This is a genomic window from Klebsiella pneumoniae subsp. pneumoniae HS11286 (assembly GCF_000240185.1).
GTDB lineage: Bacteria > Pseudomonadota > Gammaproteobacteria > Enterobacterales > Enterobacteriaceae > Klebsiella > Klebsiella pneumoniae.
In genome coordinates this window covers 899377-912484 of the sequence record NC_016845.1, presented here as the reverse complement: position 1 = coordinate 912484, position 13108 = coordinate 899377, and the positions used below count along the sequence as shown (strand labels likewise).

Sequence of the window (13108 nt, the reverse complement as noted above, 5' to 3'; positions counted from 1 at the left end):
CTGACTCACGTTTGCGCTGGACCGGCGCTGACGCCGCCAACGCATCTGCAGCCTGAAGTATCACGGGTTAAGATGGTTTTAAAAAAGGTGAGCTTACCCTATATTAGCGCAACGCACTTACTTGGTTACAGGCCGATAACGTCCATGAATGATATAGATACACTCATCAGCAACAATGCACTATGGTCAAAAATGCTGGTGGAAGAGGACCCCGGCTTTTTTGAGAAACTGTCGCAGACGCAGAAACCGCGCTTCCTGTGGATTGGCTGTTCGGACAGCCGCGTTCCCGCTGAGCGACTCACCGGCCTGGAGCCTGGCGAACTGTTCGTGCATCGTAACGTAGCGAACCTGGTGATCCACACCGATCTCAATTGTCTGTCGGTGGTGCAGTATGCCGTCGATGTCCTGGAAGTCGAGCACATTATTATCTGCGGCCACTACGGCTGCGGCGGCGTGCAGGCGGCGGTGGAGAACCCGGAGCTCGGGCTTATCGACAACTGGCTGCTGCATATCCGCGATATCTGGTTTAAGCACAGCTCGCTGCTCGGTGAAATGCCAGAGGAGCGCCGTCTGGATACCCTTTGTGAACTGAACGTGATGGAACAGGTGTACAATCTGGGACATTCGACGATTATGCAATCCGCGTGGAAGCGCGGACAGAAGGTGACCATCCACGGCTGGGCTTACGGGATTCACGACGGACTGCTGCGCGATCTGGATGTCACCGCTGTGAGCAGGGAAACCCTCGAACAGCGCTATCGCCACGGGATCTCCAACCTCAAGATCAAGCACATCAATCACAGATAGCCTTCAGACTTCGCCACCCTGGAGAGCGCGGCGCGCGCTGTCCAGAGTGGGATATCCCCTTACTCGTCCAGCAGGGTGACTTTGCCGATATACGGCAGATGGCGGTAGCGCTGAGCATAGTCGATACCGTAGCCCACCACGAACTCATCCGGAATCGCGAAACCGACGTATTCAACCGGGACGTTCACTTCGCGGCGGCTGGGTTTATCAAGTAGCGTACAAATGGCCAGCGATTTCGGCTCGCGCAGGCTGAGGATTTCGCGAACTTTAGACAGGGTATTGCCGGAGTCGATGATGTCTTCCACGATCAGAACGTCTTTACCACGGATGTCTTCATCCAGATCTTTAAGGATTTTCACATCACGAGTGGTGGACATGCCGCTGCCGTAGCTGGAGGCGGTCATAAAATCGACTTCATGCGGCACCTGCACTTCACGGCACAGGTCGGCCATGAACATAAACGAGCCGCGCAGCAGCCCCACCAGCACCATTTCGCTGCCGCTGTTCTGATAATGTTCGTTGATTTGACGACCCAGTTCCGCGATACGCGCTTTGATCTCGGATTCCGGGATCATCACTTCTACAGTATGTTTCATAATACTAACCATTTGATTCTAAATATAAATCATCAAAGCCGCTGCTTTCGCCCCGACGATGACCGGCAAGCCATCCAGTATACCAGCAAAAAGAAATCTTCGGTGCAGGGATTAATAAAGCCATATTTGTGATTCCGATCACACTTGTTAAATCCTATAATTAATTGCAGTTAAAAAATTTAACAAACACATGAGTAACTTTTTATGGCTGAAACAAAGTCTCAACAATCAAGGCTCCTGGTGACGCTGACTGCGCTATTTGCAGCGTTCTGCGGCCTCTATCTATTAATCGGCGGGGCATGGCTGGTCGTGCTTGGCGGCTCCTGGTACTACCCTATCGCCGGGCTGGTGATGCTGGGCGTGACCGTAATGCTGTTCCGCGGCAAGCGCGCTGCGCTGTGGCTGTACGCCGCGCTGCTGCTGGCGACCATGATCTGGGGCGTCTGGGAAGTTGGTTTCGACTTCTGGGCGTTGACGCCGCGTAGCGATATCCTCGTCTTCTTTGGCATCTGGCTGATCCTACCCTTTGTCTGGCGTCGTCTGCCGGTGCCTTCCGCTGGCGCCGTTGGCGCGCTGGTCGTCGCCCTGCTGATCAGCGGCGGCATGCTGACCTGGGCTGGTTTTAACGACCCGCAGGAAGTCAACGGCACCCTGAGCGCCGACGCTACGCCGGCCGCACCGATTTCCACCGTCGCCGACGGCGACTGGCCGGCCTATGGCCGTAACCAGGAAGGCCAGCGCTTCTCCCCGCTGAAGCAGATTAACGCCGATAACGTGAAGAACCTGAAGGAAGCCTGGGTGTTCCGCACCGGCGACCTGAAACAGCCGAACGATCCGGGTGAAATCACTAACGAAGTGACGCCGATTAAAGTCGGCGATACGCTCTTCCTGTGTACCGCTCACCAGCGCCTGTTTGCGCTGGACGCCGCCACCGGTAAAGAGAAGTGGCATTTTGACCCGCAGCTGAACGCCGATCCGTCGTTCCAGCACGTCACCTGCCGCGGTGTTTCTTATCACGAAGCGAAAGCGGATAACGCCCCTGCCGACGTTGTCGCCGACTGTCCGCGCCGCATTATCCTGCCGGTGAACGATGGTCGCCTGTTCGCGGTAAACGCCGACAACGGTAAGCTGTGCGAAACCTTTGCTAATAAAGGTATTCTCAATCTGCAGACCAACATGCCGGTCACCACGCCGGGCATGTATGAACCCACTTCACCGCCGATCATCACCGATAAAACCATCGTGATTGCCGGCGCGGTCACCGATAACTTCTCTACCCGCGAGCCGTCAGGCGTGATCCGCGGCTTTGATGTGAATACCGGTAAACTGCTGTGGGCCTTCGATCCGGGTGCGAAAGATCCGAACGCCATCCCGAGCGATGAACATCACTTCACGCTCAACTCGCCGAACTCATGGGCGCCTGCCGCCTACGACGCTAAGCTGGATCTGGTCTATCTGCCGATGGGCGTGACCACTCCGGACATCTGGGGCGGCAACCGTACGCCGGAGCAAGAGCGTTATGCCAGCTCGATTGTGGCACTGAACGCCACCACCGGTAAGCTGGCCTGGAGCTATCAGACCGTCCATCACGATCTGTGGGATATGGACATGCCTTCCCAGCCGACGCTGGCTGATATTGAGGTCAACGGCAAAACCGTACCGGTCATCTATGCCCCAGCGAAAACCGGCAACATCTTCGTGCTGGATCGTCGTAACGGCGAGCTGGTGGTCCCGGCGCCTGAAAAACCGGTTCCGCAGGGCGCTGCCAAAGGTGATTACGTTACCAAAACCCAGCCCTTCTCCGATCTGAGCTTCCGTCCGAAGAAAGATCTGACCGGCGCGGACATGTGGGGCGCCACTATGTTCGACCAGCTGGTGTGCCGCGTGATCTTCCACCAGCTGCGCTATGAAGGTATCTTCACCCCGCCGTCTGAGCAGGGCACGCTGGTGTTCCCGGGTAACCTGGGGATGTTTGAATGGGGCGGTATCTCCGTCGATCCGAACCGTCAGGTGGCTATCGCCAACCCGATGGCGCTGCCTTTCGTCTCAAAACTGATCCCGCGCGGGCCAGGCAATCCGATGGAGCCGCCGAAAGATGCGAAAGGCTCTGGTACGGAGTCCGGCGTGCAGCCGCAGTACGGCGTCCCGTACGGCGTAACGCTGAACCCGTTCCTGTCGCCGTTCGGCCTGCCGTGCAAACAGCCGGCCTGGGGGTATATCTCCGCCCTGGATCTGAAAACCAACGAAGTGGTATGGAAAAAACGTATCGGTACTCCGCAGGACAGCCTGCCGTTCCCGATGCCGGTTAAACTGCCGTTTACCATGGGGATGCCGATGCTGGGCGGTCCGATCTCCACGGCCGGTAACGTCCTGTTCATCGGCGCGACTGCAGATAACTACCTGCGCGCGTACAATATGAGCAACGGCGAGAAGCTGTGGGAAGCCCGTCTGCCAGCCGGCGGTCAGGCGACTCCGATGACCTACGAAGTGAATGGCAAACAGTATGTTGTCATCTCTGCCGGCGGTCACGGCTCGTTCGGTACCAAAATGGGCGATTATATTGTCGCCTATGCGCTCCCGGATGACGCCAAATAAAACGCAAAACGGCAACGAAAGTTGCCGTTTTTTTTGGTGTTCCGTCCTTCTTCCCGTTGGGGATCGCAGCAGGTCGCAGAGACTTAAACCGTGAACCCCAACATCATCCCGGTGTCTTCATGTTCCAGCAGGTGGCAGTGTGCCATATAGGCAAACTCCTTCGGCGCCGGATGATCAAACTTCACTAATACTTCACTCACGTCCCCTTCCACACGAACGGTGTCTTTCCAGCCGCGACGATGCGCCGCTGGCGGCTTGCCGTTTTCGCTGAGGATACGGAACTGGGTGCCGTGGATATGGAACGGATGCAACATCATGTCGCCCTTACCTGAAATCACCCAGCGCTCATACTGGCCTCTGGCGGCGGCAAACATCGGCTCATTCATGTCGAAGGCTTTGCCGTTGATGCGGTTGGCGTTATGGAAATCAAAGCCCTTGCCTGACGACATGCCATGCTCCATGCCGGATCCGTGGTTCATGCTCATGTCGCCGTGATGCATATTCCCCATGTCGCTCATGTCGCCATGCCCCATCATGCCGTGATCCATTCCGGCCATCGCCTGGTCGCCATACTTCTCCATCAGCGCCTGCATGCCCATCCGGTCGAGCATCGGATCCATAGACAGCTGGAGCTGACGCTGCGTCAGCCCCGTCAGGGACGGTAACGCCGGGAGAGCGGCCAGAGTATCCAGCAGCTTGCCGGAGGCGGGAATGACCAGCGGCTGGACGCGCAGTACCGGCTGTGGTTTATCAAAAGGCGCAATCGCCATGCCCATCTGGCTCACCGGCAGAGTCACCAGATCGAAAGGTTTACCGTCGCTGGTGTCCACCAGCACCTCAAAGCGTTCCCCCATCAAGACCGGCAATTCATCGACCTTGACCGGCTCGGCCAACAGACCGCCATCGCTGGCCACTACGTACAGCGGGCGCTTATCGCTGGTGGCAAAATTGAGGGAACGGGCATTACAGCCGTTCAGCAAGCGCAGGCGCAGCCAGCCGCGCGGCGCGGCATGTTCGGGATAGAGGGCCCCATTGGTCAGTAGCGTATCGCCAAACCAGCCGACGGCGGCGCTCATCACATCCAGCTGATAGTCGATCTCGCCGGCGGCGGTGAACTTCTTATCCTGGACGATCACCGGCACATCATCGATCCCCCACTGCTTAGGCAGCAGCAGGCGCCCGCTCTCTTCATCCTCGATCAGCACCAGGCCGGCCAGCCCCATCGCCACCTGCCGGCCGGTGCTCCCATGCTGATGCGGATGAAACCAGCAGGTCGCCGCCCGCTGCGTTGGCGTGAAGCTTACCGTGCGGGTGGCGCCCGGCGCGATAACCCCCTGTGGCCCCCCGTCGACCTCGCCCGGTACCTCCAGACCATGCCAGTGCAGCGTGGTCTCTTCCGCCAGCTGGTTAGTAATATCCACCGTGACGGTCTTCCCCTGCGTCAACTGCAGCGCAGGGCCCAGCAGCGACCCGTTGTAGCCCCAGGTAGTGACATTCAGGGCGCCAAACCGCGTTTTGCCCGCCTGGATCCTGAGCGCGATGCGGTTGCGCGCATCGGCGGCTAACAGCGACGGTATCGGCAGAGCCGGGCGACTGGCGGCAAAGACCGCCCGGCTCCATAACGGCAATGCGCTGGCCATGCCGACCGCGGCGGTCAGTTTGAGGAAGTCTCTACGTTGCATATTCACATCCTTTTATTCTGCGGGCGAATATTTGAGCTTAAACCCTACCGTAACGGGAAGGTCAAGCAGAAGAGTAAGAATAAAGATCGGCGCTGTGTAAAGAAGTATGCTAATTTGAAGCGTCGGTGATCTAATGGTAGAAAAAATGAAGACGCTTTTCAGAACAATGGTACTCGGCAGCCTGCTTGCTCTCTCCGCCAACAGCTACGCGCTCAGCGAATCCGAAGCGGAAGATATGGCTGATTTAACCGCGGTTTTTGTGTTTCTGAAAAACGACTGTGGCTACCAGAACCTGCCCAACACGCAGATCCGTCGCGCGCTGGTGTTCTTTGCCCAACAGAACCAGTGGGACCTGAGCAACTATGACAGCTACAACATGAAAGCGCTTGGCGAAGACAGCTATCGCGATCTTAGCGGCATTAACATTCCGACGGCGAAAAAATGTAAAGCGCTGGCCCGCGATTCGCTCAGCCTGCTGGCTTACGTTAAATAATTCCCTGCGCGGGCGGCAACGCTCCGCGCCTTTAGCATTTCAACTTCCCCCTTTAAATATTTATATTTATTATTGTATATAAACAAACCTTATTTAATTGCGAACCTATCAATTTGCCAAATAAAGTAAACCCATAATAATGAAGAATGACTAAAAAACTAATAAAATATCATTATTCATATATTGCAAAATAAAAAGCACCCTTCTAGAATCCGGTAAAAATATACCTACTTCATGGACTGAAATTGTGAATATCTCGCTGACTCTTCGTGTTATCCCACTCGCCGCGCTGTTAGTAGCCGGCTGTAGCAATACCTCTTCCCGCCAGCCGGTTAAACCGATCGCCACGCCGCTGACGACACAGCAGCAGGCAGAGCAGGAGCGGGCAGCCAGCGAACAAGCGCGCATTGAATCCTGTCGCCAGGCGCTGGATTCGCTAAAAGAGGTTAACCCACAGCAAGCCACTAAACTCAGCAATGACTTTAACGCTTTAGTGCGCGCGGCGTCACAATATAATAGCGTGCGCGAGAAAGTGGCAGATCCTACCCGGCTTGGCATTGACTCCATGTATCAGTTTAAATCCATCAAACTGTGCGCCGATATCCAGAAAACGCTGATCGATAGCCTGGTACAGCGTGGTGAAAGCAAACAGCCATGAACAGAGCCGCCACGCTGACCCTCAACGCGCCCCTGCTGATGCTCGTCGCTGCGCTGGCGCTTTCAACCCCCTTCACCGCCGGCGCCGCGCCGGCCTTTCTTGATTACGCCCAACAGCAAACCCAGCAATCTCAGGCGCAAGAAAAAAACGATGCCGCAAGCGCAAAACAAACACAAGAAAGCCGCCAGAGCGCAGATAATAAAAAAACCGGTACCAGCACCTCACAATTACAAAAAAGAATCACCAGCCAGCAGGCGGCGATTGCACAAAAAGATAAGCTTATACAGCAATTAAAAAAACAGCTTGCCGCTACGCCGCAAACGGATACTGCCGGAGCGAATGAGCAAGCGGCGTTGAATAAGAGAATTAATGAATTACAGGTCGCCTTAAGCGCCGCTACTGCAGAAAAAGAGGCATTAATAAAAAAAGCAGGCGTTGTGCAGAATAATAATCTACAGCAAAGCCAGGCCGCGGCGCGTCAGCAGATCCAGCAATTAACGACGCAGATTCAGCAAGCCGAAGCTGAAAATAAACGCCTCAGCGCCAGCTTTACCACGCTTAATAAAGATAAACGGCTTTGTTGAATAAATCAGATTTCGGGTAAGTCTCCCCCGTAGCGGGTTGTGTTTTCAGGCAATACGCACGCTTTCAGGCATACCTGCTTTCGTCATTTTGTTCAGCGCTCGTACCAGGGCCATAGCCTCCGCAACCTGACCATCGTAGTCACGCAGCGTCAGTGAACCCCCGAACAGCTGTTTTACCCGGTACATCGCCGTTTCCGCTATCGAGCGACGGTTGTAATCTGTTGTCCATTTCCACCGCGCATTACTCCCGGTCATTCGCTGATTAGCCACTGCACGGTTACGGTCTGCATATTCACCGGGCCAGTAACCCGCACCTTTTCGGGGCGGGATAAGCGCGCTGATTTTCTTACGCCGCAGTTCATCGTGACAGAGCCGGGTATCGTAAGCTCCATCGGCGGCGGCTGACCTGATTTTCCGGTGGGTTTGCCGGATTAACCCGGGGAAGGCCTCTGAGTCCGTAACGTTGTTCAGCGACAGGTCAGCGCAGATGATTTCATGTGTTTTACTGTCAACTGCCAGATGCAGCTTACGCCATATACGACGGCGTTCCTGGCCATGCTTTTTGACTTTCCACTCGCCTTCACCGAAGACCTTCAGCCCGGTGGAATCAATTACCAGGTGTGCGATTTCACCCCGGGTGGGCGTTTTGAAACTGATATTAACCGACTTTGCCCGCCTGCTGACACAGCTGTAATCCGGGCAGCGTAGCGGAACGTTCATCAGAGAAAAAATGGAATCAATAAAGCCCTGCGCAGCGCGCAGGGTCAGCCTGAATACGCGTTTAATGACCAGCACAGTCGTGATGGCAAGGTCAGAATAGCGCTGAGGTCTGCCTCGTGAAGAAGGTGTTGCTGACTCATACCAGGCCTGAATAGCTTCATCATCCAGCCAGAAAGTTATGGAGCCACGGTTGATGAGGGCTTTATTGTAGGTGGGCCAGTTGGTGATTTTGAACTTTTGCTTTGCCACGGAACGGTCTGCGTTGTCGGGAAGATACGTGATCTGATCCTTCAACTCAGCAAAAGTTCGATTTATTCAACAAAACCAAGATAAACACGCGCTAATGACCCAACTGGCCGCAACGGAAAAAGAGAAACAGGCCGCTCTTGAGCAGGTCAAAGCGCTTAACGCTGACAAACAGCCGCTGACGACCCGGCTGGCCGCCGCGGAAAAAGAGAAACAGGCCGTCCTCGAGCAGGTTAAGGCCCTTAACGCCGATAAACAGTCGCTGACTATTCGCCTCGCCGCTGCGGAGAAGGCGCAGCAGGCCGCTCTTGACCAGGCTAAAGCGCTTAACGCTGACTGTTGTGGTCAAATTTAAATGGACACTTTGATCGGGTGTTTTCCCCCCGACAAGGAACATGAAGAGATGACCGACAAGACAACCGACACAACCAAGAATCGCCGAACCTTTGATCCAGCGTTCAAGTTACAGGTGGCGCGCATGGTGCGCGAGCAAGGCGTCAGCGTCAGCCAAGTCTGCCGCGAAATGAAGCTGACCGAAAGTGTGGTCCGACGCTGGGTACACCAACTGGATGACGAGTCAGCCGGCAGGCCGGGGATTGGTAAACCGTTAACGGCTGAGCAGCAACGTATTCGAGAACTGGAAGCCGAAGTCAGGCGACTAAAATCAGACAATGAATTATTAAAAAAAGCTTCGGCCTTCTTCGCACGGGAAATAAAGTGATCCACGATGTTGTCACTGAGTTAGCGAAGCAGGCCCCGATCAAGCAGGTCTGTCAGGCGTTGGACATCAGTCGCTCTGGTTACTACGCAGCGCGTCGCAGAGTCAATACACCCAAACCTATTTGCCAGGACAGCGTGCATGCTCAGGCGGTTTTTCTTGCCAGTGGTCGCACCTATGGCAGTCGTCGTTTGAGTGCAGCCCTGCGTGCCCAGGGCCATGATGTTGGACGTCATCGCTGTCGTACCTTGATGAAAGCCTGTGGACTCAAGGCCTGTTGGCGTCGCAAGTTCGCTCATACCACCGATAGCAAACACCATTTGCCGGTGGCAGAGAACGTGCTCAACCGTCAGTTTGAGCCTGAAGCACCCAATACGGCCTGGGTGTGCGATGTGACGTACATTCGGACCGACAGCGGTTGGCTATATCTGGCCGCTGTGCTGGATCTGTATTCACGTCGCATCGTGGGTTGGTCCATGGCACCGACCATGCCTGCACAGCTGGTGTGCGATGCGTTGAGCATGGCTATTTCGGTTCGCCAACCGGCACCGGGTTTATTGGTTCATTCGGACCGGGGCAGTCAATATGCCAGTGCTGAACACCGGCAATTACTTGAAAACCATGGTCTGGTACTCAGCATGAGCCGCAAGGGTAATTGCTGGGACAATGCCGTGATGGAGCGGTTCTTTCTGAATTTGAAAATGGAGCGTGTCTGGCAGACTCGGTATGCCAACCATACAGAAGCCAAACAAGACATCACCGACTACATCGTTAACTTTTATAACAGTACCCGATTGCATTCAAAACTTGGCTACCGATCACCCGCACAGTACGAAACGCTGGCCAGCCCTGCCGCCCAGTTGCCCGCCTGTGCATAACCCTACCATCTGATCGGCGTGTCCAAAAAAACTTGACCACAACAGACAAACAGCCGCTGGCTACCCGACTGGCCGCCGCGGAAAAAGAGAAACAGGCCGTCCTCGAGCAGGTTAAGGCCCTTAGCGCCGATAAGCAGTCGCTGACTATTCGCCTCGCCGCTGCGGAGAAGGCGCAGCAGGCCGCTCTTGACCAGGCTAAAGCGCTTAACGCTGACAAACAGCCGCTGGCGACCCGGCTGGCCGCCGCGGAAAAAGAGAAACAGGCCGTCCTCGAGCAGGTTAAAGCCCTTAACGCCGATAAGCAGTCGCTGACTATTCGCCTCGCCGCTGCGGAAAAGACGCAGCAGGCTGCCCTCGATCAGGTCAAAGCCCTTAACGCCGATAAACAATCTCTGTCCACCCGGCTGGCCGCCGTGGATAAAGCGCCGCATGGCCCCGCTAACGACGCCGCTGCGCCAAAAAATGAGCCACCAGAGATGGCGGCCATAGTGGCAGCCTATCGCCTGCAGGCGGATAAAGACAACGCCCAGCTACGGATGAAAGAAGATGAAATCGAACTGCTGAGAACGCAGCTTTCTGTACAGTCCAAAACGCGCAGCGGCGAGAGCGCCGCCGCCAAACTCAGCGCATCGGGAGAACAGCAGGCTTATGCGATCGGCGCCTCGATGGGAAGCGAGGCGCTCAACGTCCTTACCACCCGTCGCACTCAGGGAGTTACCGTCGACGCAGGCCTGGTGCTGCAGGGCATCGAAGATGCCTTTCGCGGCCAGCTTCGTCTCGGAGAGCAGGAACGTAACAAGGCGCTGTTTGATGTGTCACAGCAGGTTTTTCAGAACCTGAATAAAATAGAGCAGAAAAACATCAGTGCCGGCAAGAAATATCAGCAGGCGTTTGCGCGCAAAAAAGATGTGGTCTTTAAAGAGGGCGTCTACAGCCGCGTCGATTACCTGGGTAAAGGAAAAATAAGCGGTAACGACCTGGTTACCGTGGTGATCAAAGAGATGCTGACGGACGGGACGGTGATCAACGATATGGAAGCGAAAGATCAGGCGCTTACGCAAAAGCTGGATGCCTATCCCCCGGTGTTTCGCGAACCGCTGAAGCGTCTACAGAACCACGGCTCTGTGACGCTCGTCGTCCCGCCTGAAAAGGCCTATGGCAGTAAAGGATTACCGCCAAAAATCCCGCCAGGCGCCACCATGGTTTATTCCGTGCGGATAGTAGATAGCCAACCCGAGCCGGCAAAATAGCCTCATCCTCTCCACCGCCCTTCCGGGGCGGTGGCTGTTATTCCTGCCTCATTGCTGCAATAACCGCCGTGCATCCTCATCTATAGTTGTCTATGATGTTGCACTCGTTTTACGGGTGTAACAGATGTTAACGAAGGAGGAGCCTTATCGTGGCCGATAATCCACTGTGGCATGAAACGCTGCATGACCATTTTGGTCAGTATTTTAGCGTTGATAACGTGCTGTACCACGAAAAAACCGATCATCAGGATCTGATCATCTTTGATAACCGCGCCTTTGGCCGGGTGATGGCGCTGGATGGCGTCGTACAAACCACCGAACGCGACGAGTTCATCTATCACGAAATGATGACCCATGTGCCGCTGCTGGCTCACGGCAACGCGAAGCATGTGTTGATCATTGGCGGCGGCGATGGCGCGATGCTGCGCGAAGTCTCTCGTCACCGTAGCATCGAAACCATCACCATGGTGGAAATCGACGCCGGGGTAGTTTCATTCTGCCGCCAGTACCTGCCGAACCATAACGCCGGCGCCTATGACGATCCGCGCTTTACGCTGGTGATTGATGATGGCGTCAATTTTGTTAATCAGACGACGCAAACGTTTGACGTGATCATTTCGGACTGTACCGACCCTATCGGCCCGGGAGAAAGCCTGTTCACCTCGGCTTTTTATGAAGGCTGCAAACGCTGCCTGAACCCGGGTGGGATCTTTGTTGCCCAGAATGGCGTCTGCTTCCTGCAACAGGATGAAGCGGTAGGCAGCCATCGCAAGCTAAGCCACTATTTTCGCGACGTCAGCTTCTACCAGGCGGCAATTCCAACCTATTACGGCGGGATCATGACCTTTGCCTGGGCGAGCGACAATGAGGCGCTGCGCCATCTCTCCAGCGAAATCATTCAGGCGCGCTTTCACAAAGCCAACCTGACCTGCCGTTACTACAATCCGGCAATCCATACGGCGGCCTTCGCCTTACCACAATATCTGCATGATGCTCTGTCCGCACCGTGACGCGAAATAAGGGGGTGAACTAAATTGAAAAAATTGAAGCTGCACGGCTTTAACAACCTGACCAAAAGCCTGAGTTTTTGTATCTACGATATCTGTTACGCCAAAACGGCAGAAGAGCGCGACGGCTACATCGCCTATATCGACGAACTCTATAATGCCAATCGCCTGACGGAGATCCTGACAGAAACCTGTTCTATTATTGGCGCCAATATCCTGAATATCGCCCGTCAGGATTATGAACCCCAGGGCGCCAGCGTGACCATTCTGGTCAGCGAAGAGCCTGTCGATCCCAAGCTGATTGACCAGACCGAACATCCTGGCCCGCTACCGGAAACCGTGGTCGCCCATCTCGATAAGAGCCATATCTGCGTGCATACCTACCCGGAGAGCCATCCGGAGGGCGGCCTGTGCACCTTCCGCGCCGATATCGAAGTTTCAACGTGCGGCGTCATTTCCCCGCTTAAAGCGCTGAACTATCTGATTCACCAGCTGGAATCGGACATTGTGACCATTGACTACCGTGTGCGCGGCTTTACCCGCGATATCAATGGGATGAAGCATTTTATCGATCATGAAATCAATTCGATTCAGAACTTTATGTCCGACGATATGAAGTCGTTGTATGACATGGTCGACGTCAACGTTTATCAGGAAAATATCTTCCATACCAAAATGTTGCTCAAGGAGTTCGACCTTAAGCACTACATGTTCCATACCCGACCGGAAGAGTTGACTGCCGAAGAGCGCAAGGTCATTACCGACCTGCTATGGAAAGAGATGCGCGAGATTTACTACGGCCGCAATATTCCTGCCGTGTAATCTATGAAATGCCCGGCGGCGCTTTTGCTTGCCGGGCCTGTAGTTCTGCGCC

At 55.0% G+C, this 13108-nt stretch carries 15 protein-coding genes; 11 read left to right on the top strand and 4 right to left on the bottom strand.

What is annotated here, in order from left to right; all coding sequences use genetic code 11:
* The first annotated feature begins 192 nt into the window (after positions 1–192).
* On the top strand, positions 193–807 hold the full coding sequence (locus KPHS_08610) for a carbonate dehydratase (protein YP_005225161.1): 615 nt from the start codon (positions 193–195) through the stop codon (positions 805–807).
* 59 nt (positions 808–866) lie between these two features.
* Here the strand turns inward: KPHS_08610 and KPHS_08600 are convergent, their stop codons facing one another.
* The gene (locus KPHS_08600; protein YP_005225160.1) at positions 867–1403 is read right to left on the bottom strand and encodes a hypoxanthine-guanine phosphoribosyltransferase; all 537 of its coding nucleotides are present in this window, start codon (positions 1401–1403) and stop codon (positions 867–869) included.
* 4 nt (positions 1404–1407) lie between these two features.
* On the bottom strand, positions 1408–1527 hold the full coding sequence (locus KPHS_08590) for a hypothetical protein (RefSeq protein YP_005225159.1): 120 nt from the start codon (positions 1525–1527) through the stop codon (positions 1408–1410).
* Between the two features lie 80 nt (positions 1528–1607).
* Here KPHS_08590 and KPHS_08580 point away from each other — a divergent pair, with 80 nt between their 5' ends.
* Positions 1608–3998 carry a glucose dehydrogenase gene (locus tag KPHS_08580; RefSeq protein YP_005225158.1) on the top strand — a complete coding sequence of 797 codons (2391 nt, stop codon included), beginning with the start codon at positions 1608–1610 and terminating at the stop codon, positions 3996–3998.
* Between the two features lie 83 nt (positions 3999–4081).
* Here KPHS_08580 and KPHS_08570 read toward each other — a convergent pair whose 3' ends face one another.
* Positions 4082–5680, bottom strand: coding sequence for a multicopper oxidase (locus KPHS_08570; RefSeq protein YP_005225157.1), 1599 nt, complete (start codon positions 5678–5680; stop codon positions 4082–4084).
* Between the two features lie 133 nt (positions 5681–5813).
* Here KPHS_08570 and KPHS_08560 point away from each other — a divergent pair, with 133 nt between their 5' ends.
* The 3 genes from KPHS_08560 to KPHS_08540 all read left to right on the top strand — a co-directional run bounded on the left by KPHS_08560 (position 5814) and on the right by KPHS_08540 (position 7415).
* Positions 5814–6173, top strand: coding sequence for a YacC family pilotin-like protein (locus KPHS_08560; protein ID YP_005225156.1), 360 nt, complete (start codon positions 5814–5816; stop codon positions 6171–6173).
* A 247-nt stretch (positions 6174–6420) separates the two neighbouring features.
* Entirely contained in the window at positions 6421–6831 is a 411-nt protein-coding gene (locus KPHS_08550) for a hypothetical protein (RefSeq protein YP_005225155.1), read from the top strand.
* Positions 6828–7415, top strand: coding sequence for a hypothetical protein (locus KPHS_08540; protein ID YP_005225154.1), 588 nt, complete (start codon positions 6828–6830; stop codon positions 7413–7415). Before KPHS_08550 ends, KPHS_08540 begins: the two co-directional genes overlap by 4 nt.
* 45 nt (positions 7416–7460) lie before the next feature.
* Here the strand turns inward: KPHS_08540 and KPHS_08530 are convergent, their stop codons facing one another.
* Entirely contained in the window at positions 7461–8429 is a 969-nt protein-coding gene (locus KPHS_08530; RefSeq protein YP_005225153.1) for a transposase InsC for insertion sequence IS903, read from the bottom strand.
* A gap of 49 nt (positions 8430–8478) precedes the next feature.
* Between KPHS_08530 and KPHS_08520 the strand changes: the two genes are divergently transcribed.
* From KPHS_08520 to KPHS_08470, 6 genes are all read left to right on the top strand, one after another.
* Positions 8479–8736 carry a hypothetical protein gene (locus tag KPHS_08520; protein YP_005225152.1) on the top strand — a complete coding sequence of 86 codons (258 nt, stop codon included), beginning with the start codon at positions 8479–8481 and terminating at the stop codon, positions 8734–8736.
* Positions 8737–8859: 123 nt separating this feature from the next.
* On the top strand, positions 8860–9102 hold the full coding sequence (locus KPHS_08510; RefSeq protein YP_005225151.1) for a transposase IS3/IS911 family protein: 243 nt from the start codon (positions 8860–8862) through the stop codon (positions 9100–9102).
* Positions 9099–9977 carry an integrase catalytic subunit gene (locus KPHS_08500; protein ID YP_005225150.1) on the top strand — a complete coding sequence of 293 codons (879 nt, stop codon included), beginning with the start codon at positions 9099–9101 and terminating at the stop codon, positions 9975–9977. Before KPHS_08510 ends, KPHS_08500 begins: the two co-directional genes overlap by 4 nt.
* Positions 9978–10009: 32 nt before the next feature.
* A complete protein-coding gene (locus KPHS_08490) occupies positions 10010–11227 on the top strand; it encodes an FKBP-type peptidyl-prolyl cis-trans isomerase (protein YP_005225149.1) in 1218 nt (405 codons plus the stop codon).
* 149 nt (positions 11228–11376) lie between these two features.
* A complete protein-coding gene (locus tag KPHS_08480; RefSeq protein ID YP_005225148.1) occupies positions 11377–12237 on the top strand; it encodes a spermidine synthase in 861 nt (286 codons plus the stop codon).
* Between the two features lie 24 nt (positions 12238–12261).
* Positions 12262–13056, top strand: a complete 795-nt coding sequence (locus KPHS_08470) for an S-adenosylmethionine decarboxylase (protein ID YP_005225147.1) — start codon at positions 12262–12264, stop codon at positions 13054–13056.
* The last annotated feature ends 52 nt before the right edge of the window (positions 13057–13108 follow it).

Excerpts from the sequence above, each read along its gene's own strand:
- KPHS_08600 (YP_005225160.1), bottom strand. The coding sequence starts at position 1,403 with ATGAAACATACTGTAGAAGTGATGATCCCGGAATCCGAGATCAAAGCG.
- KPHS_08560 (YP_005225156.1), top strand. The coding sequence starts at position 5,814 with ATGGTAGAAAAAATGAAGACGCTTTTCAGAACAATGGTACTCGGCAGC.
- KPHS_08510 (YP_005225151.1), top strand. The coding sequence starts at position 8,860 with ATGGTGCGCGAGCAAGGCGTCAGCGTCAGCCAAGTCTGCCGCGAAATG.
- KPHS_08590 (YP_005225159.1), bottom strand. The coding sequence starts at position 1,527 with ATGGCTTTATTAATCCCTGCACCGAAGATTTCTTTTTGCTGGTATACT.
- KPHS_08540 (YP_005225154.1), top strand. The coding sequence starts at position 6,828 with ATGAACAGAGCCGCCACGCTGACCCTCAACGCGCCCCTGCTGATGCTC.
- KPHS_08610 (YP_005225161.1), top strand. The coding sequence starts at position 193 with ATGCTGGTGGAAGAGGACCCCGGCTTTTTTGAGAAACTGTCGCAGACG.
- KPHS_08520 (YP_005225152.1), top strand. The coding sequence starts at position 8,479 with ATGACCCAACTGGCCGCAACGGAAAAAGAGAAACAGGCCGCTCTTGAG.
- KPHS_08580 (YP_005225158.1), top strand. The coding sequence starts at position 1,608 with ATGGCTGAAACAAAGTCTCAACAATCAAGGCTCCTGGTGACGCTGACT.
- KPHS_08570 (YP_005225157.1), bottom strand. The coding sequence starts at position 5,680 with ATGCAACGTAGAGACTTCCTCAAACTGACCGCCGCGGTCGGCATGGCC.